Source organism: Streptomyces sp. NPDC028419 (genome assembly GCF_055565515.1).
The window spans coordinates 19,976-43,651 of record NZ_JBVHUE010000030.1; the positions used below are offsets into that span (position 1 = coordinate 19,976).

General features: G+C 73.1%; 15 protein-coding genes. 4 read left to right on the forward strand and 11 right to left on the reverse strand.

All coding sequences use genetic code 11. From position 1 onward, the window contains the following. Positions 1-110 precede the first annotated feature (110 nt). From fxsT to ACZ4UB_RS29530, 6 genes are all read right to left on the reverse strand, one after another. On the reverse strand, positions 111-4,076 hold the full coding sequence (gene fxsT / locus ACZ4UB_RS29505; protein ID WP_468074788.1) for an FxSxx-COOH system tetratricopeptide repeat protein: 3,966 nt from the start codon (positions 4,074-4,076) through the stop codon (positions 111-113). Further along, the gene (locus tag ACZ4UB_RS29510) at positions 4,060-5,445 is read right to left on the reverse strand and encodes a TIR-like protein FxsC (protein WP_468074790.1); all 1,386 of its coding nucleotides are present in this window, start codon (positions 5,443-5,445) and stop codon (positions 4,060-4,062) included. The genes fxsT and ACZ4UB_RS29510 overlap by 17 nt, the downstream gene beginning before the upstream one ends. A gap of 80 nt (positions 5,446-5,525) precedes the next feature. Beyond that, complete coding sequence (locus tag ACZ4UB_RS29515; protein WP_468074792.1) at positions 5,526-6,338, reverse strand: AAC(3) family N-acetyltransferase; 813 nt, start codon at positions 6,336-6,338, stop codon at positions 5,526-5,528. After that, on the reverse strand, positions 6,335-8,608 hold the full coding sequence (fxsBH, locus tag ACZ4UB_RS29520; RefSeq protein ID WP_468074794.1) for a radical SAM/SPASM protein FxsBH, inactivated beta-hydroxylase extension form: 2,274 nt from the start codon (positions 8,606-8,608) through the stop codon (positions 6,335-6,337). Before fxsBH ends, ACZ4UB_RS29515 begins: the two co-directional genes overlap by 4 nt. A 29-nt stretch (positions 8,609-8,637) precedes the next feature. Beyond that, positions 8,638-8,802 carry an FxSxx-COOH cyclophane-containing RiPP peptide gene (fxsA, locus tag ACZ4UB_RS29525; protein ID WP_467962595.1) on the reverse strand — a complete coding sequence of 55 codons (165 nt, stop codon included), beginning with the start codon at positions 8,800-8,802 and terminating at the stop codon, positions 8,638-8,640. A 188-nt stretch (positions 8,803-8,990) separates the two neighbouring features. After that, the gene (locus ACZ4UB_RS29530) at positions 8,991-9,893 is read right to left on the reverse strand and encodes an alpha/beta fold hydrolase (RefSeq protein WP_354384372.1); all 903 of its coding nucleotides are present in this window, start codon (positions 9,891-9,893) and stop codon (positions 8,991-8,993) included. A gap of 290 nt (positions 9,894-10,183) precedes the next feature. Between ACZ4UB_RS29530 and adhE the strand changes: the two genes are divergently transcribed. Beyond that, entirely contained in the window at positions 10,184-12,823 is a 2,640-nt protein-coding gene (adhE, locus tag ACZ4UB_RS29535; protein ID WP_468074796.1) for a bifunctional acetaldehyde-CoA/alcohol dehydrogenase, read from the forward strand. Between the two features lie 79 nt (positions 12,824-12,902). On the opposite strand, the gene ACZ4UB_RS29540 is transcribed toward adhE, so the two are convergent. From ACZ4UB_RS29540 to ACZ4UB_RS29555, 4 genes are read right to left on the reverse strand one after another with little or no spacing between them, the layout of a single operon-like run. Then, positions 12,903-13,472: a YcxB family protein gene (locus tag ACZ4UB_RS29540; protein ID WP_468074798.1), complete on the reverse strand. Its 570-nt coding sequence runs from the start codon at positions 13,470-13,472 to the stop codon at positions 12,903-12,905. A gap of 49 nt (positions 13,473-13,521) precedes the next feature. After that, positions 13,522-14,706, reverse strand: a complete 1,185-nt coding sequence (locus tag ACZ4UB_RS29545) for an AAA family ATPase (RefSeq protein WP_468074800.1) — start codon at positions 14,704-14,706, stop codon at positions 13,522-13,524. Positions 14,707-14,731: 25 nt separating this feature from the next. Then, positions 14,732-15,439, reverse strand: coding sequence for an acetate uptake transporter (locus ACZ4UB_RS29550; protein WP_354384375.1), 708 nt, complete (start codon positions 15,437-15,439; stop codon positions 14,732-14,734). Further along, a complete protein-coding gene (locus ACZ4UB_RS29555) occupies positions 15,436-16,545 on the reverse strand; it encodes a DUF3533 domain-containing protein (protein ID WP_468074802.1) in 1,110 nt (369 codons plus the stop codon). The genes ACZ4UB_RS29550 and ACZ4UB_RS29555 overlap by 4 nt, the downstream gene beginning before the upstream one ends. Positions 16,546-16,729: 184 nt before the next feature. On the opposite strand from ACZ4UB_RS29555, the gene ACZ4UB_RS29560 reads away from it, so the two are divergent. The 3 genes from ACZ4UB_RS29560 (at position 16,730) to ACZ4UB_RS29570 (ending at position 22,475) form a co-directional block, all read left to right on the forward strand. Next, positions 16,730-20,341: a DNA polymerase III subunit alpha gene (locus tag ACZ4UB_RS29560; RefSeq protein ID WP_468074804.1), complete on the forward strand. Its 3,612-nt coding sequence runs from the start codon at positions 16,730-16,732 to the stop codon at positions 20,339-20,341. Continuing rightward, positions 20,338-21,375, forward strand: a complete 1,038-nt coding sequence (locus ACZ4UB_RS29565) for a DNA polymerase Y family protein (protein WP_468074806.1) — start codon at positions 20,338-20,340, stop codon at positions 21,373-21,375. The genes ACZ4UB_RS29560 and ACZ4UB_RS29565 overlap by 4 nt, the downstream gene beginning before the upstream one ends. Before the next feature lie 239 nt (positions 21,376-21,614). Then, the gene (locus ACZ4UB_RS29570) at positions 21,615-22,475 is read left to right on the forward strand and encodes an esterase/lipase family protein (protein ID WP_468074808.1); all 861 of its coding nucleotides are present in this window, start codon (positions 21,615-21,617) and stop codon (positions 22,473-22,475) included. Between the two features lie 39 nt (positions 22,476-22,514). On the opposite strand, the gene ACZ4UB_RS29575 is transcribed toward ACZ4UB_RS29570, so the two are convergent. After that, positions 22,515-23,588, reverse strand: coding sequence for a lytic polysaccharide monooxygenase (locus ACZ4UB_RS29575; RefSeq protein WP_468074810.1), 1,074 nt, complete (start codon positions 23,586-23,588; stop codon positions 22,515-22,517). Between the last annotated feature and the right edge of the window lie 88 nt (positions 23,589-23,676).

Here is a 23,676-nt window from a genome sequence, read left to right on the forward strand (position 1 = left end):
GAGTCTCTCCCCCTTCCCCACCCCCCCCCCCCCCCCCCCCTTCTCTTTTTCCCCTCCCCCCCCCCCCCCCCCCCCCCCCCCCCCCCCCCCCCCCCCCCGCCCGCGGGCGGTCACACCGCCAGCGGCTCCAGGTCGCGGTGGACCCGGCGCTCGTCGCGTGCGTAGCGGGTCAGGCCGTGTTCCTCGCCCAGGAGCCTCGTCAGCTCGTTCACCGCTTCCGTGCGGACCCGTGCGGCCTCCTCCTTGCGGCCCATCGAGTCGAGGCTGACCGCCATGTTGGAGGCGCTCGCCAGGGTTTCGGGGTGGTGTGCGCCGAGCGCCTCGCGCAGCCGCATCACCGCCATCCGCTCCAACTCCAGCGCTCCCTCCGGATCGCCCAGGTCGGCCAGCGTGTTCGCCAGGTTCAGGTGGGCGAAGATGGTGTGCGGGTGGTTGTCGCCGAGCACCTCGCGCATGTGCCGGATCACGTGGCGCAGCATGGTCTCGGCCGTCTCCGCGGCTCCCGAACCCCAGTGGAAGACGGCGAGGTTGTTGAGCGCGGCCAGCGTGTACGGGTGCCGTTCGCCCGGCACCTTCATGTACTCGTCGACGACCTCCTGCGCCAGGTCCCGCGCCCCCGCCGAGTCCCCGACGGCGAACATGTCGGCGGCCAGGTTGAGTTCGCAGGCCAGCAGGTCCGGATTGACCGAGGTGTACTTGGCCCGGTAGCGGTTGCGGGTGGCGGTGGTCAGCCGCCGCGCGTCCTCCAACTCGCCGGCCCGGCGCAGCGATACGGCCAGCGACTTCGCGGCGGCGAGGGTGCCCGGGAAGGCGCGCCCCAACTGCCGCTTGTAGATCTCGTAGGTCCGGCTCAGCAGCTGCACCGAGTCGTCGTAGCGGCCCACCTCCCGCAGGTCGCGGGCCAGGCTCTGGGCCGAGGAGAGGGTGTACGGGTGGTCCGGGCCGAGCACCTCGGTGCGCCGGTCGAAGACCTCCTGGTCGATCTCGCGGGCCCGGGCGTACTGCCCGACCATGCGCAGGTTCAGCGCCAGGTTGTTCGCGGCCGCCAGGGTCCGGGGGTGCGACTCGTGGAAGATCTGGCTGAAGCCCTCGTGCGCGGCCGTCGCCAGCTCCATCGCCTCGCCGTAGCGGCCGAGGGTGCCCAGGTCCATCGCCAGACCGCTGGTGGTCATGTAGGTGTGCGGGTGCGAGGGGCCGAGCGCGGTGCGCTGGCGCTCCAGGGTGACCTCGTCCAGCTCCTTGGCCTCCACGAACCGCCCCTGCGAGCGCAGGATGTTGGACAGGTGGAAGCGCAGGTACAGGTACTGCAGGTCGTCGCCGCCCAGGGTCTCCTTCCAGGTCTCGCGCAGCTCCTCGCCCAGCTGGTAGGCCGCCTTGAAGTCACCCCGCTTCCACAGGTAGCGGACCCGGTCGATCAGCAGCCGCCGGGTCTCCGGCTCCTTGCAGAAGCGGGCCTCGGACGGGGTCAGGTGCGGCCAGATGGTGTTGAACCGCGGCCACGTCTCCGGGTTGTCTATCGGCTCGTCGTCGTCCGGCCGGGCGCCCGCCAGGATCCGGTGCACCGCGTGCCGGGCCTCGCGCTGCTCCTCCTCGGTCAACTGGGCCCGGATCACGGCCTGGACCAGGCGGTGCACCTGGATGCTGTTGCTGACCTGGTCGACCTTGGCCATCGCGAAGCGGCCGATCTCGCGGATCACCCGGCCCAGCACCAGCTTCTCCTGGAGCGAGGAGTCGTAGGGCTTGAGGGCGTCGATCATCTCCTTGCTGTAGAGGAGGTTCGCCGAGATCGGCTCGGGCGCGAAGAAGGCGCAGAGCTGGAGCAGCCGCACGGCGGCGGGGGAGCGGCTCTGCAGCCGTTCTATGGAGACGTTCCAGGTGGCCGCGACCGGCTCCGGATAGCCGGGCGGCTGGTTGAGCGCCAGCACCCGGGCCGCCTGCTGGGCGAGCTGCTCCAGGTACGCGGAGACGGGCGTCGCGGTCTCCGCGATCCACGCACCGGCCTGCTCGACGGCGAGCGGCAGGTCGCCGACCGCGATCGCGACCTGCTCGGCGTCGTCCTTGGTGAGCCCGGGGGCCCGCCGCTGGAGGTGCTCGATGGACTCCTCGCGCAGGAAGACGTCCACCGGCAGCGCGTCCCCGTACTGCGACCAGCTCTGGTTGCGGGAGGTCACCAGCACGTGCCCGGGACCGCCCGGCGGGAAGAACCGCTTGAGGGTCTCCGGATCGTCCGCGTTGTCGAAGACGAGCAGCCAGCGCGGGGAGGGCACCCCGCGCCGCAGCAGGTCGATGGCCTCCTGGGAGGCGGCCGCCATGTCCTCGCCCGTCTGCGCGCCGAGCCGGACGGCCAGCTCGGCGAGGGCCGCGACCACGTCGTCCGTCTGCTCGGAGGAGATCCACCACACCAGGTCGTAGTCCGCCATGAACCGGTGGACGTACTCCAGCGCGACCTGGGTCTTGCCGACCCCGCCGAGCCCGTACAGGGTCTGCGGCTGCGGCAGCACCACGGCCACGCCTCCGCCGAGCTGGTCGCGCATCCGCTCCAGCACGATGGAGCGCCCGGTGAACCCGGGGTTGCGCGGCGGCGCGTTCCAGATCTTGGGGACGGTCCCCGGGAAGCGGGGGCCGGGCGCGGTGGCGCTGGTCATCCCGTCGTTGAGGGCGGTGGGCCGCTCCACCGCGCGCAGCAGGGCGGTGGTGGCGTGCACCTCGTCGAGGCGGAAGAGGTCCACCGGATTGCGGTCGATGTACGGGGTGCTCAGGCGGACGTCGCCCACGCGCAGCGGCACCAGCTGGCGCCGCCCGCCGGTCGGGTCCTCGGCGGCCGCCCGCTCCCACACGTCCACGGCCCGGGCGGACTTGAGGTAGGCGCTGGAGAGCAGCACGACGGTCCGGGCGGCGGTGTCGACGCTGATCCCGGCGCCCAGGGTGTCGCCGGGCGCGGCCGCGGGCGGGCGTTCGGCGGAGACGTCCTTGGGCACCACCCGGAAGCCGGCCCGGGTGAGGACCGACTCGATCCAGTCGGCCCACATCCGGTTCTCGGCGACGTAGGACAGGAACAGGTCGGCGGGCAGGGCGGGGCGGCGCCGGGTGAAGGCGTCGCGGATGCGCAGCCGGACCTCCTCGCCGATGGCGGGCATGGAGGTGATCTCGCCCTCGGTGACCACGGTGGTGAGCCGTTCGAAGGCGGAGAGCAGGGAGTTGGTGAGCCCGGCCTCGTCGCCGAAGGTGGCCAGGGTCTCCTCGTAGGCGTAGTACGGGCGGTACGGGATCTCCACCGCGCCCCAGTAGGCGGTGAGTTCGTCGCCGCCCAGCCCGCTGGGGAAGCGGTCGAACTTGATCCGGGCCAGGGCGCGGCCCGCGTCGGCCTTCTCCTTCTCGCCCTCGTCGATGCGCATCGGGACCGGGTAGATCTTGATGCCCCGGTCGTTGAACCGTTCGTCGATCTGCCGGGCGACGGAGGCGGCGCCGTCGATGGACTGGTCGGAGAGGGTGAAGCAGTCGACCAGGACGTCGGGCAGGTGGACCGTGCAGATGTCGGCTATGTCGCTCAGCCCGGTGCGGCTGTCGATCAGGACGTAGTCGTAGTTGCGCTTCATGTCGTCGCGCAGCGCGTCGAAGAAGTGGCCGCCGCCGAGCCGGTCGTAGAAGTTGTCCCAGTCGAAGGTGGAGACCGTGGCGGAGTACTCGCGGTTCTGCCGGCCCGCGGAGACGAAGTCCAGGGTGCCGCCGTCGGGGAACTCCCAGCCGAGGGTCTCGGGGGTGAGGGAGACGGCGTGCGGCTGGATCCGCGCGTAGTCCTTGTGCCAGTCGTCGGAGCGCTGCGCGGGGCTGGTCGCGGCCCAGGCGTACTCGCTGATCAGGTCGATGATCCCGGTGGTCGCCCCCAGGGTGGAGGGGTCCAGGAACGGGTGGAAGAAGCGGTGCAGGCCGGGAGCCTCCAGGTCCCAGTCCACGGCGAGGACCCGCTTGCCGTTGGCCGCGAGGATCCAGGCGGTGTTGGCCAGCGCCATGGTGCGGCCGGTACCGCCCTTGTACGAGTAGAAGGTGACGATCCGTCCGTCACGACTGGCTGTCATCCGCGTCCCCCGCTTGGTTGGTCGGTCCGTCGGCGTCCGGGTGCGGCCCGGTGGTCCGGGCGTCGTGCTGTTCGGTGTCGGGCGGGAAGGGCGCGGGCGGCGGCGCCGGTGGCCCGTTCATGCCCATCGGGCCGAGCAGCCGCGGCCGTTCGGTGTGCGCCCCGCCCGCGGGCGGATAGACCTGGGCGTGTCTGAGGAACTGCTGGGCGGCCGCCTCGACCACCTGCGGCAGGATCTGGCCGAGGGTCTCCATGTTGGCCACGCCGTTCGCGGCGGCCCGGCAGGCGATCCGGCCCTGACCCATCTTCACGGGCATGGTGTCTTCGAGCTGGTCGGTCAACTCCGCTTCCCTGGCCCGGCTCTGGTGGTCGTAGCGGTTCCACGGCACGACCACGCTCACCCAGGGCCGGGGGTCCTGGTCGAAGGCGGCCAGGCGCTGGCGGCGCAGGTCGTCGGCGACGGCCCAGCGGTCGACGATCAGGATCTCGGGGCGGGTCGGCGGCTGCTTGGTGTCGAAGTGGCCGGCCTCGTCGTCGAAAGAGGCCATCGTGGTCTGGTAGTTGAGGGAGCGCACCAGGTCCTCGGCGACGTAGGCCACCGGCCGCTGGGCGACCGGGTGGTACGGGTTCCAGTCCAGTGCGGTGTCCCCGTAGTACTCGGGGCTGCGGCCCTCCGGGAGGTCGTGCCGGGTGGCGGCGGCCACGGTGACGTGCAGGCTGCGGGCCGCGTTGCCGGGGCCGCCCGCGGCCCCCGGACTGCCGAAGGCGCTGGGCACCACCCGGTAGTCCATGGGGCGGCTGATGTCGAGGCGCACGGATTCGGCGACGCGCACGATGCGCTTGGCCAGCTCGTAGACGGCCCGCTCGTACTGTTCGGCGTAGCCGCGCAGTTTGATCAGCCCGTAGAGCCCGTCGGTGACGTAGCGCTCGCCGAAGGTGTTGTGGTTGAACTGGAGCCGCTCGGCCGGGCCGGGCAGCTGCGCGGGTGGCACGGGGACCCAGAGCGCGGGCACGATCGCCTCGGCCGGTTCGCCGCTGACCGCGGTCCGCTGGATGGTGCGGTGCGCGAAGGCGAACCATTCCTTTCCGCACATCTCGCTGGCGAAGTAGCGCGGTGAGAAGAGCGGGACGAAGACCCGACAGGTGGCCAGTGCCGTGCCGAGCCGTTCCGACCAGCCCTCGCCGCTGCGTATCTCCCGGTCCATGAATCCGGCGTCGGACCCGGCGGGCAGGTCAGTGAGCGCCATGACGTGGCTGGAGAGGTCACGGAAAAGCCGCTCCACCCACATGTCGGGGTCGGGCCCCCCGGCCCCGAACCTCGGCGTATGCGCATAACTGAGAAAAAAGTACGGCTGCACTGATGCGGGCACACGACCCCCGTCCCGAAGATGTGAAGCGAAGAAACATCATTCCGGAGCTGCTCCGCCACATCGCCTCATGGTTCAGTCAATCAGCGTCTGTTTTCGGTCATCCAGGTAACGGCGTGATCGACGGCATCACGAATCCCGAAGATCTTGACCGAGGCCCCTCCCAGCTGCCCCTCGCGCATCTTGGACGAGGGAAAGTCCCGGCCGATCTCCGCGAAATCACTGTCGTCGAGCGCGACGTCCTCGTATGCCGTCCACTCCTCCCCCTGCCGCCGCCCCGGAAGGTTCACCTTCACCACACACGCGTACATGCGCAAGGGGGGCTTCGGAATTCGATACTCCGCGAGATGGAAAGCGCTGCAAACGGAAAATCCCACATTGATCATGAGTACCTGCCCCCCCTCCCGGCACAGCGTTCCCAGCGGCGAATCCTCCCCTAAATGGCAGGCCAACCGATGACCGGCGGCGAACCGCCGCGCACCGTGCCCCAGCACCGCGAAAGAGGTCTGCGGATGGCCGCTGCGCGCGGCCCCCGGCGCGGTGCGCACCGCCTCCGCGAAGACGCCCATGTCCTCGCTCGGGGTGCGCGCCGGATCGAAGCCGGGCATCCGGGCCCGGAAGGCCCGCAGCTCGGCCCCGCTCATGCCCGCGGTCCTGGCCAGGTGGCTGGTGGAGGTACGGGAGTTGGAGGTGGTGAAGGCGGGCACCACCAGGGTGCCCCGGGGGCCGAGCACCTCCACCAGGGCCGCCCGCAGCCGCTCGGCGCGCAGACCGGTGCCGCCCAGCGAGGCGTGCACCAGGAGCCGGCCCCCCGGCCGCACCCCGAGCAGCCGCAGCCGCGCGGCGAGCGCGGCCGTACTGGGCGCGGCGAGGAGCGGGGTCGGCCCGCCGCTCACGCGTCGACCGCCTTGGCTTCCCAGCGCAGCTCCTCGACCAGCCGCTTGCCGGTACTGGTCAGCTCGGCCGCGCCCGCGAGCCGGTCCAGCGCCCGGTGGATCCGGTCCGTGCCCGCCGGGTGGTACGGCTCGGTGGCCCGCCGGTACGCCTCCACCGCGACCCGCTCGTGCACGTCCGCCAGCAGCCGGGACACCGGAACCGGCCGCTCCCGCCAGGGCGAGGGGTGCTCCCACGCCCCGTCCAGCGCGTACAGGTCGGCCACCTCGGTCAGCGCCCGCAGCCGGGCCCGGCGCTGCCCGGTGAGCAGGGCCAGGGCGGTCTCGCCGACCCCGGCCGCGTAGGGCAGGCCCAGGGCGCCGGGGCCGTGCCGGCCCGCCTCGCCCCAGCCGACCGCCCGCGGGCCGCCGGCCAGCGGGGTCAGGGTGGTCAGCCCCGCCGCGGCCGCCCGCGCGAACTCCGGCACCGCCCGGTGCAGCAGCGCCCAGGCCGCCCCCAGCCGCTCCCGCCACTCCTCGGCCTCCCCGGCGCCCAGCCGCAGCCGCGGGGGGCGGGCGAAGCAGGTGCGGTACGGGTCCAGGTCGTCCAGCGCCACGGCCGGGCCCTTCGGCCCCGGGGACCAGGACCGTACGGGCTGCCAGCGCGCGTCCCCGGCGGCCGGGCCGAAGCGGTGCCCGGAGCGGCCGTCGTGGGCCGCGTAGCCGTCCTCGGTGGCCCGCAGCGAGGCGCGGCCGTCCGTGCCGGGCTCCCCGAGCCGCAGCAGCCCCAGCGTCGGCAGGTACACCTCGCCGTCCCGGTAGCCCACCTCGGCGGGCAGGTCCAGGCCGCCCCGCAGCACGGCGGCGGCGGCCAGCGCGGCCAGCCGCAGCGCCGCCTCCGGCCCGTCCGGGCGCCCCTCCTGCGCCGCGTCCAGGGCCGCCAGCACCCAGGTCCGGGTGTAGGGGTGCGCCAGTACGACGTCCAGCGCGTGCGCACCCGCCCCGCCCGCGCCCTCCACCGCACCCAGCAGCTCCCAGGCGTGCGCCCAGGCGGCCCCGCCGCCCGCGCGGGGGGCGAACTCGGTCAGCTCGGCGTGCAACCGGGCGAGCAGCACCCGGGTCAACTGGTGTTGGGAGGCCGCCAGTTCCGCGGGGTCGGTCAGCTCGACGGCGGTCGCCTCGGCGGCGGTGCGCCCCTCGACCCCGTCGATCAGTTCCCGCAGGTCGGCGCAGTAGACGGAGGGGTTGGCGAAGTCGGTTCCGGGGCGGTAGCGGTGGGTGTAGAGCCCGCCGCCGCACGAACGTACGACGGGGCAGGCGCGGCACGTGTCGCTGACGCCCGCCAGGCCGAGCTGCCGGGCGCGCACCCCGGGGTGGGCGGCGACCTGGTCGAAGGTGTGGGAGAAGACGTCGAAGCCGGTGGCGGCTGCGCCCTCGTAGGCGCTCTTGAGGGAGTCCACCTGCTCCAGGGTCCCGTCCGTCTCCACGACCACCAGGTCGGTCGGGGCCAGGCCCAGGGACTCGGTCAGGCTGGGGCCGCCGCGCAGGGTGCTGGCGAGCGATTCGAAGAGGCGTACGGGCACGGGCCGCCCGAGCCGGTCCCAGTGGTCGAAGACGCGCAGCAGCCAGCGGGCGTAGGCGTCGGGCGCGCCGTCGGGGCGGGGCGGGGGCGTCTGCCAGGTGGCGTGCGGGAGCAGGAAGTCCACGCGCGGGGGTTCGAGGTCGACGAGGGCGTCGAGCACGGCGACGGGGTCGTTGGCCACGTCCACCGTGCAGAGCAGGCCCTGGTAGAGGTGCCGGTAGGGGGCCGAGCGGAGCAGCTCCACGGCGGCGAGGACGAGCGGGTGGCTGGTGCGGCCGTCCGCGAAGCGGCGGTGGCGGTCGTTGGCCGCGCGGTCGCCGTCCAGGGAGATGCCGACCCGGACGCCGAATTCGGCGAAGAGGTCGAGGTACCGGGCGCTGAGCTGGAGGCCGTTGGTGTGGATGCGCAGGTCCAGCGCGGCGATCGTGGCGAGGGCGCGGGTGAATTCCTCGCAGACCAGGCGCAGTCGCTCGGGTCCGGCCAGCAGGGGTTCCCCTCCGTGGAGAATCACCGTGACGGAGGGGAGTGCATGATCACGGGCATGTTCGGCGAGCCGCGACGCGGTATGGGAAATGACCTCGGGGGAGATCACTTTCGGCCGGGCTCGCCAGCTCTGATCTGCGTGTTCATAGACATAGCAATGATCACAAGCAAGATCGCATCTGCTGTGAACCTTGAGGACGATCTCGCGAAAAGCGATCAGGCCGGTCATTCCACCAGTCTAGAGCGCCTACTTCTCGGTCAGAGCGCAGAGTTGAAGATCGGTGCCTGAACCGTGCGACCGGATTCCTGGCGCAGGACGCGGCCGAGCGCGGCGGCGGAAGACGCGCTGCGGACGTCGATCTGGGCGAGGGGGACCCGGGGGGCCTTGACCGTGCTGGTCGCGGGGGTTGCGGAAGTGTTCACGACACCGTCCTTGAGGGGGCCATGTGAAATGGGCGGGGGATTGACAAGAGCGTCACGCTCGTGTCATGCGTGGACTTTACTAGTCCACGTCCTATTGGCAACCGAGACATGACGCCAGGTCAAGCGTTCTATAGAAAGAGTGACGCAATTCCTTTGCCCGCCGCCCGCGGGCCCCCTCGTGTTCGCCGTCAGGCAGGCCGTTGGTGCTGTTCGGGCGGGTCGGGGAGATCGCGCAGCAGCCAGGTGAGGATCTGCGGCAGGGCGCGCAGGGCCGCGAAGTGCGCCGCCTCGGGATCGATGGTGGCGGTGGCGCCGGGGATCCGCTCGGCGAGCCAGCGCGAGTGGCCGACGGGGGAGAAGACGTCCTGCTCGCCGTGCCAGATCATGACCGGGCAGCGGATGTCGGCGGGCTCGAACCCCCAGGGGCTGCACAGCGCGAGGGCGTCGTCGATCCAGCCGTCCGCCGAATTGCGCAGCCCCTCGCGGAAGTTGCGCAGCAGCATCGAGCGCAGGCCGGCGTCCGCGACGATCATCCGGTCGTTGTCGGTGAGTTCGATGCGCAGCTCCTCCAGCAGCCGCCCCGGGTCCTTGCCGATGGCCGCGGCCCGCGGGGTGAGCCGGGCCGCCAGCTCCTCGGGGTCCGCCGACGCGGTGGTGTACTCGCGCACGTTCGAGGCGGTCATGCCGTCGAACCAGTCGAGCCCGTCCGCGTCCCAGGGCGCGAGGCCGACCAGGGCCGCCGTCCGGGTGACCCGCTCGGGCAGGAGGGCCGCGCAGGCCAGGGCGTGCGGGGCGCCGCCGGAGCGGCCGGCGACGGCGAACCGCTCCAGGCCGAGGGCGTCGGCGATGGTGGCCACGTCCTGGACGGCGTCGGCGACCGAGCGTCCGCGCAGCCGGTCGGAGTCCCCGTAACCGGGGCGGTCGTAGGCGATGATCTGGATCCGGCGCTGGTAGAGCACCATGCCCCGGGGGGCCGGGCCCAGTCTGCTGCCCGGGGTGCCGTGCAGCAGGAAGACCGGTCTGCCGCGGGGGTCGCCGAAGCGCTCCACCATCAGCTGCCGTCCGTCCGCGGTGCGCACCCGATTGTGCACGCGTCCCTCCCTCACGGTCGACGGCGAAGCCGTCCTGGTGATTGTGCTCGCTGGGGGAGGAGTGCGGTAGGGCGCACTCTCTCCGAAATTCTTGTGAAAGTTTTCACAAGCGCACAGGGGTCTTTGGTCCCCTGACATATCCGCAGGTCAGATGCCTTGTTGAGGGGGAGTGAACGCTGGTGAACGGCCCTTCGGCCCCCACTCTGGGGGCTTTTTCGGCGCCACTGCTTCCGCTTTTGGGTGTCGAATTGAGGCATCAGGAAAACGGGTCGCAAAGAAGGAGTCCTGCCATGCAGGCCAACGAGATGGTGGACGCGCTCGTCCAGGGGGCGCTCACGGCGCTCGACCAGTTCGAGGGTTTCGACCAGGAGCAGGTCGACCACATAGTCAAGAAGGCCTCCCTGGCGGCCCTGAGCAGCCACGGAGAGCTGGCCGAGCTGGCGGTCGAGGAGACCGGCCGCGGCATCTTCGAGGACAAGGCGGTCAAGAACCTCTTCGCCTGCGAGCACGTCGTGAACTCGATGCGCGGCCTGAAGACCGCCGGCGTCATCCGCCGCGACGAGCTGAACGGCATCACCGAGATCGCCGAACCCGTCGGCGTCGTCTGCGCGATGACCCCGGTCACCAACCCGACCTCGACCACGATCTTCAAGGCGCTGATCGCGCTGAAGACCCGCAACCCGATCATCTTCGCCTTCCACCCCTCCGCGCAGAACTGTTCCGCCGAGGCCGCCCGCATCGTGCGGGACGCCGCCGTCGCCGCGGGCGCTCCGGAGAACTGCGTGCAGTGGGTCACCGCCCCCTCCATGGAGGCCACCGGCGCCCTCATGAACCACCCGGGCGTCTCCACCATCCTGGCCACCGGCGGCAACGCGATGGTCAAGGCCGCCTACTCCTGCGGCAAGCCCGCTCTGGGCGTCGGCGCGGGCAACGTCCCGGCGTACGTCCACAAGAGCGCCAAGCTGGCCCGGGCGGTCCACGACATCGTGCTCTCCAAGGCCTTCGACAACGGCATGATCTGCGCCTCCGAGCAGGCCGTCATCCTCGACCAGGAGATCTACGAGAAGGGCCTGGCCGAGTTCAAGCGGCTCGACGCCCACGTCGTCTCGGCCGCCGAGAAGACGAAGCTGGAGCAGTTCATCTTCGGCACGACCGCCTACGCCGCCGACGCCTCGGGCGCCAAGCTGAACCCCGCGGTCGTCGGCAAGTCGCCGCAGTGGATCGCCGAACAGGCCGGATTCGAGGTCTCCCCGCAGACCTCCATCCTGCTCGCCGAGTGCAACGAGGTCGGTGAGAACGAGCCGTTGACCCGCGAGAAGCTCTCCCCGGTCCTGGCCGCCCTGAAGGCCGACGACACCGAGCACGGCCTCGAACTGGCCGCCGCCATGGTCGAGTTCCACGGGCTGGGCCACAGCGCCGCCATCCACGCCGAGGACGAGGCCCTCGTCGAGGAGTTCGGCAAGCGCGTCAAGGCCATCCGCGTCATCGCCAACTCCCCCTCCACCTTCGGCGGCATCGGCGACGTCTACAACGCCTTCCTGCCGTCCCTGACCCTCGGCTGCGGCTCCTACGGCCACAACTCGGTGTCCAACAACGTCACCGCGGTCAACCTGATCAACATCAAGCGGATCGGACGGCGCAACAACAACATGCAGTGGTTCAAGGTCCCGCCGAAGATCTACTTCGAGCGCAACTCCATCCGCTACCTGGGTGAGATGGACGGCATCAGCCGCGTCTCGATCGTCACCGACAAGACGATGGTCGCCCTGGGCTTCGTGCAGAAGGTCACCGACATCCTGCAGGCCCGCGAGGGTTCGGTCGCCATCCAGGTCATCGACAACGTCGAGCCCAACCCGGAGCTGTCGACCGTCCAGGCCGGCGCCGCGATGATGCGCGACTTCGAGCCCGACACGATCATCGGCCTCGGCGGCGGTTCGCCGATGGACGCCGCGAAGATCATGTGGCTGATGTACGAGCGCCCCGAGGTCGAGTTCGCCGACACGAAGGAGAAGTTCTTCGACGTCCGCAAGCGCGCCTACACGTTCCCCTCGCTCGGCGAGAAGGCCAAGATGGTCGCCATCCCGACCACCTCCGGCACCGGCTCCGAGGTCACCCCCTTCGCCGTCATCTCCGACCCGGCCGCGGCCCAGAAGTACCCGCTCGCCGACTACGCGCTGACCCCGAACGTCGCCATCGTCGACCCGGTCCTGCCGATGGGCCTGCCGGCCACGGTGACCGCCGACTCCGGCTTCGACGCCCTGACGCACGCCACCGAGGCCTACGTCTCCGCCTACTCCAACGACTACACCGACGGCCTGTGCCTCCAGGCCATCAAGCTCATCTTCGAGAACCTCGAACGCTGCGTCCTGGACGGGCCCAACGACCCCGAGGCCCGCGAGAAGATGCACAACGCCTCCACGGTGGCGGGCATGGCCTTCGCCAACGCCTTCCTCGGCCTGGTCCACGCCATGGCGCACACCCTGGGCAACACCTTCCACGTCGCCCACGGCCGCACCAACGCGCTGCTCCTGCCGCACGTGATCCGGCACAACGGCACGGTCTCGCACAAGGCCACCCCGTGGCCGAAGGCCGAGGTCTACCGGGCCCCCGAGCGGTTCCAGGAGATCGCGAAGATGCTGGGCCTGGCGGCCGCCACCCCGGCCGAGGGCGTCGAGTCCTACGCCAGGGCCGTCGAGGAACTGCGCGCCAAGTGCGGGATCCCCGCCTCCTTCGCCGAGGAGGGCGTGGACGAGCGGGCCTTCATCGAGGCCCTGCCGACCCAGGCCATGAACGCCTACGCCGACCAGTGCGCCCCCGCCAACCCGCGGATGCCGATGATCGGCGACATGAAGCAGCTCATGCGCCAGGCGTACTACGGCACCACCGAGGGCGTCCCGGCCAAGGCCCCGAAGGCCGCCAAGAAGAAGTAGCGGCCGCAGGACGAGCAGAGCCCGCCCGGGGCGTCACGCCCCGGGCGGGCTCCCGCGCGTCCGCACGCGCGGGCGCGGGTCAGATCCGCCGCAGGTGCTCCGTGAACAGGGCGCGCGCCCGGTCGACGTCCTCGGGGGAGAGCGCTCCGCGCTTGGGGAGCACGAGGAAGTGCTCCAGGCTCCCGGTGAGGACGAACAGCTCGTCCGTCTCGAACCACCAGGGGTAGGCGCGCCAGTCGTCGACCTGGTCCGCCGGGGCGCCCCCGTCGCCGTCGCCGTCGGCCGAGCCGGCGGTGGTCAGGCCGTCCTCGGTGAGCGTGGTGCGCAGGGCGCCGCGGGCCGCGTCGGCCTCGTACCGGCGGTTCATCCGGAACCTGCGGTGCCACTGCCGGATGCCGAGCGGGGCGATCAGGAGGGTCACGCCCAGCGTGACGTACCCGGACGTGCCGAGGCCCCAGAGCGCGACGCGCAGGCCGCCCGCCGCGGCACCGATCACGAGGGGCAGCACCGACATGGCGGTGCGGCCCGGCCAGGTGCCCAGGGTGAACCGCCACAGGGCCCGGCCGTAGTCGGCGGCCTCGGGGGTGTGGGCGAACCGGGCGGTGCGCGAGACGGTGTTCCCGGCCCGCGCGGCTTGATTCATGTCCATGACAGCGGAGGGTACGACACCCCCCGAGCGGGGCGTCCGCGGCATCGGGTCAGCGCTGCGGCCAGTACCAGAGCGGCTCGTCCAGCGGGCCCTCGCGGCCCGCCACCTCCGTCTGGCCGAAGTCCTTGAACAGGGTGATCGTCCGCAGGTCCACCCGGTGGTGGCGGCTGCCCGCGGCGAGCGCGTCGGCCAGCGGATCGGCGTGGGTGACCACCACCGTCTGGGTCTCCCGGCTCGCGGTGAGGATCAGGTCCGCCAGGGGGGCCAGCAGGTCCGGGTGCAGGCTGGTCTCCGGCTCGTTGAGGACCATCAGCGCGGGCGGGCGGGGGGTCAGCAGGGCCGCCGTCCACAGCAGGTAGCGCAGGGTGCCGTCGGAGAGTTCGGCGGCGCCCAGCGGGCGCAGCAGGCCGTGCTGGTGCAGCTCCAGCTCGAAGCGCCCGTCCCGCTCCCGGACCCCCACCCGGGTGCCCGGGAAGGCCGCCGCCACGGCCTCGTCCAGCGCCGCCGCGTCGCCCACCTCCCGGATGGTCTGGAGCGCCGCGGGCAGGTCGGACCCGTCGCCGCCGAGCACGGGCGTGCGCGTGCCGATCCGCGGGGTGCGGGCGGGGGCCGCCGCGTCGGTGCGGACGTGGTCGTAGAACCGCCAGGACCGGATCAGCTCGCGCAGGGCGAGCAGGTCGGGCGCCAACTGCGGGTCCGCGAGCTCGCTCAGCATGGAGTCGTACGGCCGCAGCGCGCCCTGGGTGCGGTGCCAGCCGCCGTCCGCCGTGCGGGTGCGCACGGCGGGCCCCGAACGGTCCGAGAGCAGGGCGGCGGGGCGCAGCACCGGCCCGGCCCAGGTGCACTCCCGCTTGATCTCGGGGTCCAGGCCGAAGAGGGAGTCCGGTACGGGCGCCGGGTGGCCGAAGTCCACGGCGTACCCGAACTCGTCCCCGGCGAAGCCCAGGCGCAGGCTCACCGGTTCGGAGCGGACGGTGGGCTGGACGGCGTAGCGCCCCTCGCGGACCGCCCGCCCGGTCTTCTCCGGTCCCGCCCACAGGGTCGAGGGCAGCCCGCCCTCCCGGGCCAGCGCCGCGACCGCGCCGCCGCGCGCGGAGTCGGCGAGCAGCCGCAGGGAGCGGTAGAGGCTGGACTTGCCCGTCCCGTTGGCCCCCGTCACGACGGTGAGGCGGCCGAGCGGCACGATCAGACGGCGCAGGGAGCGGTAGTTCTCGACGGCCAGTGTGGTGATCATCCTTCGATCGTCGCATCCCGTCCGGTCACGTCTCGGGGTGCTCCTCGGGGGCCAGGAAACGGCCCATGGGCAGCACCGGGCGGCCCCAGGTGCTCGCGAGGATCTGCCCGGCGAGCAGGTACAGGGCGCCGAGCGCGGCCAGCAGGCCCGCCCAGCCGGTGATCCGGTTCCAGATCACCTCACCGGTGAAACCGTTGACCGTCATGGCGATGAAGACGACGAGCACGCAGGTGAAGGTCGACAGCAACACCAGGTGGATCCGCCAACTGCCGAGCCACAGCACGAACACCACGAACACCCAGGGCAGGGTGAAGAGTCCGCTGACGTCCCCGCGCAGCGCGGGGTCGGTCGCGGGCAGCACCCACTGGAGCAGGCAGGCCTTGGCCATCCAGAAGAGGCCGAAGCCGCCGAACACGGTGGCGTGCCAGGTGTCGCCGCGCTGCGCCTGGAAGAGGCCGGCCAGCAGCTGGGCGAGCCCGCCGATGAAGAAGCCGACCAGCGGCAGCACGGAGTGGGCGAGCTTCTCGGGGAAGACGCCCGCGTCGATGCCGGTGGCGATGGTGGTGACCACGATGAAGCCGGTGAGGCCGAGCGCTCCCAGCTGCGCCTGGGCGCTCGGCTCCATCCGCTTGACGGAGGCGGACTGGGCCACCGGCCCCTGGCGGTTCCACAGGGCGCGGCCGGCCGGGTCGTGCGCCGGGCCGTTCGCCGGGCCGTTCACGGGGTCGTTCACCGGGCGGCCTCCTCGTCGGGGTCGGGCAGCCCGCTGCCCACGGCCGCTCCCGGGCGCCCCTTGTGGAAGATCGCGCAGGCCAGGGTCACGGCGGAGCCGAGCACGGCCCAGCCCGCCAGGACCAGCATCGAGGGGGCCAGGTCATTGCCCTTGAAGTACGCGATGGAACGGGCGGCGTAGGTGCCCGCGCCCGGTGGCAGGGCGGGGCCGATGGCCTTCCAGAACGGCGGCAGCAGCGGGTACGGATAGGCGCCGCCCGCGCTCGGGTTGCCGAGGACGACCACCAGCAGGATCGCCAGACCGATGCCGACGACGCCCGCCAGCCCCTGGAAGGCCAGGGTGATCGCGCCGACCGCGAAGACGACCAGCGTGCCCAGCCCCCAGAGGCCGAGGATGCTGCCGGGCAGCGCGTCCAGGACGGGGCCCGCGATCACCGCGCCGAGCAGTCCGGCGGCGAGGGAGTACAGCAGCAGCGCACCGAGCCGGATGACCGCGCGGGCGGAGTTGGCGGGCCGTGCGCCGGCGCTGATCGCGAGGATCGCGGCGCACAGGTAGCCGCCCACGCACCAGCCGACGACGAGGTAGAAGGAGCTGAGGCCGCGCCCGTCGCCCGCGGCGGAGGGGGCCACGTCGACGACCCGGACCGTGCGGCCCTGGGCCTTCTCGGTCAGGCCGACGACCTGTTCGAGGGCCTGGGAGAGCGCCGCCCCGGAGCCGCCCGCGACGAGCAGCCGGTCGGTGGTGCCGCCGGGGTCGACGATCAGGGCGCCGTCCACCTCCCGGTTCTTGATCTGGCGCAGGGCGGTGGCCTCGTCCTTGACCGCGCGGGGGTCCAGCGGCTTGCCGGGCAGCTCCCCGAGCTGCTTCACGGACCGCTCGGTGAGCTGGGCGACCGGGGTGGTGACCGCCAGCGGGATCTCGCTCGGCTCGGGGTGGTGGAAGGCGCCGATGTAGGAGGTGATGAAGGCGAGCTGGAGCGCCAACACCCCCAGGACCAGCAGGGCTGCCCGGGTGGTCACGGCGTCCTTGACCTCGGCGAGGAAGCCGCCGGAGGGGCCGGTGGCGCTGCCCGAGGGGCCTGCTGCGGTATCGGTGGGCCGGTTCATGCCTTCACGCTCGACCGGGTGGGGACCGGGCGCAGCAGGGGTGGGCCGAACGGATGAACGGGGCGGGGCGGGCCCCACCCGAGTGGTCGAACAGGTGTTTCGCACGAACATTCGAATTGCTCTATGGTGGAGACGGGGAGGATGAAGGAGTGTCGGGCGCAACGAGCGAAGCAGGAGGCCGCGGATGCCTGGTTTCACGCATCTGCACACCGTTTCGGGGTTCTCCGCGCGCTACGGCGCCTCGCACCCCGAGCGGCTGGCGGAGCGCGCCGCGGAGCGGGGCATGGACGCCCTCGCGCTCACCGACCGCGACACCCTCGCGGGTGCGGTGCGGTTCCTGAAGGCGTGCGAGAAGGCCGGGATCCGGCCGCTCTTCGGCGTCGGACTGGCGGTGGCCCCGGCCCCCGTCACCGGCTCGGCCACCGGCGCCACCGGCCCCCGTCCCGCCTCCGGCCGCGGCGGCCAGCTCTCGCACCGGCTCCGCACGCCCGTCACCCCCGTCAAAGGGGGAGCCTTCATCGACGAATCCGCCACCCGGGCGCTCTTCCTCGCCCGGGACGGGGCCGCGGGCTGGGCCGAGCTGTGCCGGATGATCAGCGCCGCCCACGCCCGCCCCCGGGGCGGCGGCGGGGGCTCCCCGCTGCTGCCCTGGGACGCCCTGCACGGCGCGGGCGGCGTGTACGTCCTGCTCGGCCCCGACTCCGAGGTGGGCCGCGCGCTCGCCGCGGGCCGCCCCGACCGGGCCGCCCGGCTGCTCGCCCCCTGGCGCGAGCGCTACGGCGACGACCTGCGCCTGGAGGCCGTGGACCACGGCCGCGCCGGCGCCCGACCGGGCACCGGCCCCGGCTCGCTGCGCCTCGCCGCCCGTACCGTCGGCTTCGCCGCCGACCAGGGCGTGCGGGTCGTGCTCAGCAATGCCGTGCGCTACGCCGACCAGGGCCAGGGCCGGGTCGCCGACGTCCTGGACGCGGCCCGCCGGCTCGTCCCGGTCGACCCCCGACGCGGCCTCGACAGCGGGGAGCGCTGGCTCAAGGATCCCGCCGCCATGGCCGAGGCCGCCGACCGCATCGCGCTCGCGGCCGGTCTGGGCCCCTCCGGCGCCCGTGCCCTGCTGGCCGAGACCCGTGCCACCGCCGAAGCCTGCGTGGTCGACCCCGCGGACGACCTCGGCATCGGCGAGGTGCACTTCCCCGAGCCCCGGCTCGTCGGCGCCGCCCACCGCACCGCGCAGCGGGTGCTCGCCTCACGCTGCGCGGCGGGCATGGTGCTGCGCGGGCACGCGGACGACCCGGTGTACCAGGAGCGGGTGCGCCACGAGCTGGACATCATCGCCCACCACGGCTTCGCCTCGTACTTCCTGACGGTCGCTCAAGTGGTGGACGACGTACGGGACATGGGCATCAGGGTGGCCGCGCGCGGCTCCGGGGCGGGCTCGCTGGTCAACCACCTCCTCGGCATCGCGCACGCCGACCCGGTCGAGCACGGGCTGCTGATGGAGCGCTTCCTGTCCAAGCGCCGCCGGGTCCTGCCCGACATCGACATCGACGTGGAGTCCGCGCGCCGCCTGGAGGTCTACCGCGCGATCATCGACCGCTTCGGCACCGAACGGGTCGCCACCGTCGCCATGCCCGAGACCTACCGGGTCCGCCACGCCATCCGCGACGTGGGCGCCGCCCTGTCCATGGACCCCGCCGAGACCGACCGGCTCGCCAAGGCCTTCCCGCACGTCCGGGCCCGCGACGCCCGCGCGGCCCTCGCCGAGCTGCCCGAGCTGCGCGACGTGCGCGAACGGCAGGAGCGGGGCGGGACGCACGGGCTGTTCTGGGAGCTGGTCGAGGCACTGGACGCGCTGCCGCGCGGGGTCGCCATGCACCCGTGCGGAGTGCTGCTCTCCGACGCCTCGCTGCTCGCGCGCACGCCGGTGGTCCCCACCAGCGGCGAGGTCCCGCTGGGCGCCGCGGGCCAGGGGAGCGCCCCGCTGCCGATGTCCCAGTTCGACAAGGAGGACGTGGAGGAACTCGGGCTGCTCAAGCTCGACGTGCTCGGGGTGCGGATGCAGTCGGCGATGGCGCACGCCGTCGCCGAGATCCGCCGCGGTACGGGGCGGGAGCTGGACCTGGACGACCCGGCGCAGGTGCCGCCGGGCGACGGGGCGACGTACGAACTGATCCGCTCCGCCGAGACGTTGGGCTGCTTCCAGATCGAATCGCCCGGCCAGCGCGACCTGGTGGGACGGCTCCAGCCCGCCACCTTCCACGACCTCGTCGTGGACATCTCGCTCTTCCGCCCCGGCCCGGTCGCCGCCGACATGGTGCGCCCCTTCATCGAGGCCCGGCACGGGCGGGCGCCGGTCCGCTTCCCGCACGAGGACCTGGAGCCGCCGCTGCGCGAGACCTACGGGGTCGTCGTCTTCCACGAGCAGATCATCGAGATCGTCGACATCATGACCCGCTGCGGGCGGGACGAGGCCGACCGGGTGCGGCGCGGGCTGTCCGACCCGGATTCGCAGGCCCGGATCAAGGTCTGGTTCGCGGCCCGGGCCGCCGAGTTCGGCTACGCGCCCGAGGTGATCGCCCGGACCTGGGAGATCGTCGCGGCCTTCGGCTCGTACGGCTTCTGCAAGGCGCACGCGGTGGCCTTCGCGGTGCCGACCTACCAGTCCGCCTGGCTCAAGGCGCACCACCCGGCCGCCTTCTACGCCGGGCTGCTCACCCACGACCCCGGCATGTACCCCAAGCGGCTGCTGCTCGCGGACGCGCGGCGGCGCGGGGTGCCGGTGCTGCCGCTGGACGTGAACCGGTCCGCGGTCACCCACCGCATCGAACTGGTGTCCGACGGTCCGACCGGCGGCGCGCAGCGCTGGGGGCTGCGGCTCGCGCTCCTCGACGTGCACGGCATCAGCGAGAGCGAAGCCGCGCGGATCGAGACCGGGCAGCCCTACGGCTCCCTGCGCGACTTCTGGGACCGGGCCCGACCGAGCCGGCCGGTGGCCGAACGGCTCGCGCAGGTCGGCGCGTTGGATGCCTTCGGTGCCAACCGCCGCGACCTGCTGCTGCACCTGTCCGAACTGCACGGCGCGCAGCGGGCGAAGGGGGCGCGCGGACCCCAACTCCCGCTGGACGGCGGGCGGTCCACCGCCTCCGTCGGCCTGCCCGACCTGGACGACGCCGAGCGGCTCAGCGCCGAACTCGGCGTGCTGGGCATGGACGCCTCCCGCCACCTGATGGGGGACCACCGCGCCTTCCTGGCGGAGCTGGGAGTGGTCACGGCCCGCGCCCTGCGCACGGCCGCCCACGGCCGGACCGTCCTGGTCGCGGGTGCCAAGGCGGCCACCCAGACCCCGCCGATCCGCTCCGGCAAGCGGGTCATCTTCACCACCCTGGACGACGGCAGCGGCCTGGTCGACCTCGCCTTCTTCGACGACAGCCACGCGGCGTGCGCGCACACCGTCTTCCACTCCTTCCTGCTGCTGGTGCGCGGGGTGGTCCAGCGGCGCGGCCCGCAGAGCCTGAGCGTGGTCGGCGCGGCCGCCTGGAACCTGGCCGAGCTGGCCGAACTGCGGGCCACGGGCGGCCTGGAGGCGGTCGCGGCCCGACTGGCGGAACCGGCCGCGCCGGCCGCGCCGCCGGAGCGGGCCGCGCCGGGGGCCGGGGCCGCCGCGGCGCCGGCCCCGGGCCGGACCATCCGACTGGCGACGGGGTACGAGCTGAACCCCTGGGCCGACCTCCAGCCGCCGGGCACCGGCCCCGCCACGGGCCGCAAGCTCTGGCACTCCAGCCCGGGGAGCGCGGGATGAGCGCGGGGTCGGAGGCGGGCCCGGGCGCGGCCGTGCGCGGCGGGGGCGCCGCGCCGGTGCTGTGCCTGCGCTTTCGCGGGGTCGACGGCGGCCCGCTGGACGCGGACACCCACGCCGGCCTGCTCGCCCTGCTCGGGGCCCTCACCCCGGTGGTCCAGCCGCTCCCGCCCGACGGCGCCCTCGCCGACCTCCGGGGCGCGCTGCGCTACTTCGGGCGGGACGCGGCGGACCTGGCCGCGGTGATCCGGGTGCGCGCCCTCGCCCTGTACGGGGTCGAGTGCGCCATCGGCGCCGCCGGGAACCCGATGCTGGCCGCGATGGCGGCCCGCGGAGCCGGCCCCGGGCGCACCCTGGTGGTCCCGGACGAGCCCGCCGCCGTACGGGAGTTCCTGGCCGGCCGGCCCGTCGCGACCCTGACCGGGGTGGGCCGGGGGGCCGCCCGGACCCTCTGCTCCTACGGCCTCGACACCGTCGGCCGGGTCGCCGCCGCCCCGCCCGCGACCCTGCGGCGGATCCTGGGACCCCGGGTCGGGCGCGAGGTGTACGAGCGGGCCCACGGCATCGACCGGACCCCGGTGCTGCCCGGCGCGGCCGCGCGGTCACTGGCCGCCGAGCGCCCCTTCGACCGGGACGAGCTGGATCCCGTACGCCACCGGCGCGCCCTGCTCTCCCTCGCCGAGGAGCTCGGCGCCCGGCTGCGCGCCGGTGACCAGGTCTGCCGCGCCCTCTCCCTCACCGTGCGCTGCGCCGACCGGACCACCCTGACCCGGACCCGGGTGCTGCCCGAGGCCACCGCCCACTCGGCCGCCCTGACCGCCACGGCCTACGCCGTGCACGCGGCCCTGGGGCTCCAGCGGGCGCGGGTCCGGTCGCTCTCCCTGCGCGCCGAGGAGCTGACCCCGACCGACCGGGCCGCCCGCCAGCTGACCTTCGACCCCGAGGACGAGAAGGCCCGGCGGCTGGAGGCGGTCACGGACCGGATCCGGGCGCGGTTCGGGCCGGCCGCCATCGCCCGCGGCAGCCTGGCGGCATGACGGCCACCGCGGCCGACCCGCTCATGTACTGCCCCGTAGAACGCCCGTACGCCATAGGCGAACCGATTCGCCGCGCGACACGCATTCTTTACTGACGCGTAACTTCCAAGTCTTGCTACCCGCCCGTAATTTGGCGGCAGCAGCACCTCCATGTGATCCGGATCACGGGACTTCCCCCCGCCGTACCTCCCCTTGCCCGCCCAGTTCGCGCTGCGCGGATCCCCCTAGGAGATCACTCGATGCTGCCCTGGAGACGACGCCTGCTCCGCCCCCTGGCCGTCCTGGCCCTCGCCGCCGCCGCCCTGGTCCCCACCGGGTCGGCGGAGGCCGCCTCCGCCCCCCACAGCGGATGGAACAACTGGTCCTGCAAGCCGTCCGCCGCGCACCCGCGCCCCGTGGTGCTGGTCCACGGCACCTTCGGCAACTCCGTCGACAACTGGCTCGGCTTCGCCCCGTACCTCGTGGACCGCGGGTACTGCGTCTACTCCCTCGACTACGGCCAGCTGCCCGGGGTGCCCCTCTTCAACGGGCTCGGTCCCATCGACAAGTCCGCCGGCCAGCTCGACGTCTTCGTCGACAAGGTGCTCACCTCCACCGGCGCGGCGAAGACCGACATCGTCGGGCACTCGCAGGGCGGCATGATGCCGAACTACTACCTGAAGTTCCTCGGCGGCGCGGCCAAGGTCAACGCGCTGGTCGGGATCGCCCCCGACAACCACGGGACCACCCTGCTCGGCCTGACCAAGCTGCTGCCCTACTTCCCCGGCGCCGGGGACCTGATCAACTCGACCACCCCGGGGCTCGCCGACCAGATCGCCGGCTCGCCCTTCCTGACCAAGCTGAACGCGGGCGGCGACACCGTGCCGGGGGTGGCCTACACCGTCATCACGACCCGCTTCGACGAGGTGGTCACCCCCTACCGCACCCAGTTCCTCGACGGCCCGAACGTCCACAACGTGCTGCTCCAGGACCTGTGCGCGGTCGACCTCTCGGAGCACGTCGCGATCGGCCTCACCGACCGGATCGCCTGGCACGAGGCGGCCAACGCGCTCGACCCGCAGAACGCGCGACGGACCACCTGCGCGTCGGTCTTCGACTGACGCACGGGCGGTCCGGGGCGGGCTGGGGCGGGCTGGGCGTCAGCGGCCGTGACGACCGGTGGTGGCCCGGCGACGGGCCACCCCGAAGAGCACGGCCGCGCCCACCGCGAGGGTGCCCGCGCCGGCGATCGCGATCATAGGGGTCGAGTCGTCCCCGCCGGTCTCGGCGAGGTTGCCCGCCGCCGGGGAGCCGGCCGCGACCGGAGCGGCCGAAGAGCCGTTGGTCTTCGGGTCGTTGTCCCCGTGCCCGGCGTGCTCGACCGTGGACTTGCCCGCGCCGTCCGCGATCTGCTGGTCCGTGGGAGCCTTCGGCCCGGTCGTCGACCCGCTCCCCGAGCCGGCGCCGGGCGCGGCGGATCCGTCGGCCGGCCCGGCCGGGCTCGCGGACCGCACGGGGTCCGTGCCGGGCACGGTGGTGGGCGGGGTGCTGCCGCCCGTGTCGCCCCCCTTGCCCCCGGTGTCCTTGCCGAAGACCACGTCGGAGCAGGTGTAGAAGGCCTCGGGGCTGTCCGAACGCTGCCAGACGCTGTAGATGAGGTGGCGGCCGGTCTTCTTCGGGACGGTGCCGGAGAAGACGTAGTCACCGCTCTGCATGCCCGGGTCGCTGACCTTCGCGAACGGCGTCGCCTCCAGGTCGGACCACTTCAGCGGCTTCGTCGGGTCGTACGAGTCCTTCGTGACGTACAGCTCGAAGGAACCCTTGTGCGGGGCGGTGCCCTTGTAGCGGAAGGTGTGGGCGCCGGCCGCCATCGGGCTGGCCGGCCAGTCGGCGCGGGGCAGGTCCAGCCCCTTGTACTTGCTGTTGCCCGCCGAGCACAGCTGCCCGTCCGGGATCAGCTTCTTGCTCTGGCCCGCCGCGTTGGCGATGTTCACCGCGTTCCAGTCGTAGAAGGCCTGCGCGCCGCTCGCCGCGACGGCCGCCTTGCACGCCGCCGACTTGGGTGACTCCGGCCCTTCCGCGTAGCACGCGGCCACCCGGCTGACCGGGTCCGTCATCGAGCCGTGCGCCGCGGCGGGCGCTGCGGCGTACGCGGCCACCGCGAGCGGGGCGAGGCCGAGGGCGGCGATCCGGGCGGCGGTGCGGGTGGCGGCGTGCGGGCGGCGTGCGGGCATGGGCAGAACTCCTCTGAGCGGGGCGTACGGGTTGCTACGGGCGGTGCGGCGCCGTCCCCGTCACGGGGTGACGACGCCGCCTCCGGCC

Coding starts and splice junctions, on each gene's coding strand:
- ACZ4UB_RS29565 (WP_468074806.1), top strand. CDS start 20,338: ATGAGCGCGGGGTCGGAGGCGGGCCCGGGCGCGGCCGTGCGCGGCGGG.
- adhE (WP_468074796.1), top strand. CDS start 10,184: ATGCAGGCCAACGAGATGGTGGACGCGCTCGTCCAGGGGGCGCTCACG.
- ACZ4UB_RS29560 (WP_468074804.1), top strand. CDS start 16,730: ATGCCTGGTTTCACGCATCTGCACACCGTTTCGGGGTTCTCCGCGCGC.
- ACZ4UB_RS29540 (WP_468074798.1), bottom strand. CDS start 13,472: ATGGACATGAATCAAGCCGCGCGGGCCGGGAACACCGTCTCGCGCACC.
- fxsT (WP_468074788.1), bottom strand. CDS start 4,076: ATGACAGCCAGTCGTGACGGACGGATCGTCACCTTCTACTCGTACAAG.
- ACZ4UB_RS29545 (WP_468074800.1), bottom strand. CDS start 14,706: ATGATCACCACACTGGCCGTCGAGAACTACCGCTCCCTGCGCCGTCTG.
- ACZ4UB_RS29555 (WP_468074802.1), bottom strand. CDS start 16,545: ATGAACCGGCCCACCGATACCGCAGCAGGCCCCTCGGGCAGCGCCACC.
- ACZ4UB_RS29575 (WP_468074810.1), bottom strand. CDS start 23,588: ATGCCCGCACGCCGCCCGCACGCCGCCACCCGCACCGCCGCCCGGATC.
- ACZ4UB_RS29570 (WP_468074808.1), top strand. CDS start 21,615: ATGCTGCCCTGGAGACGACGCCTGCTCCGCCCCCTGGCCGTCCTGGCC.
- fxsBH (WP_468074794.1), bottom strand. CDS start 8,608: ATGACCGGCCTGATCGCTTTTCGCGAGATCGTCCTCAAGGTTCACAGC.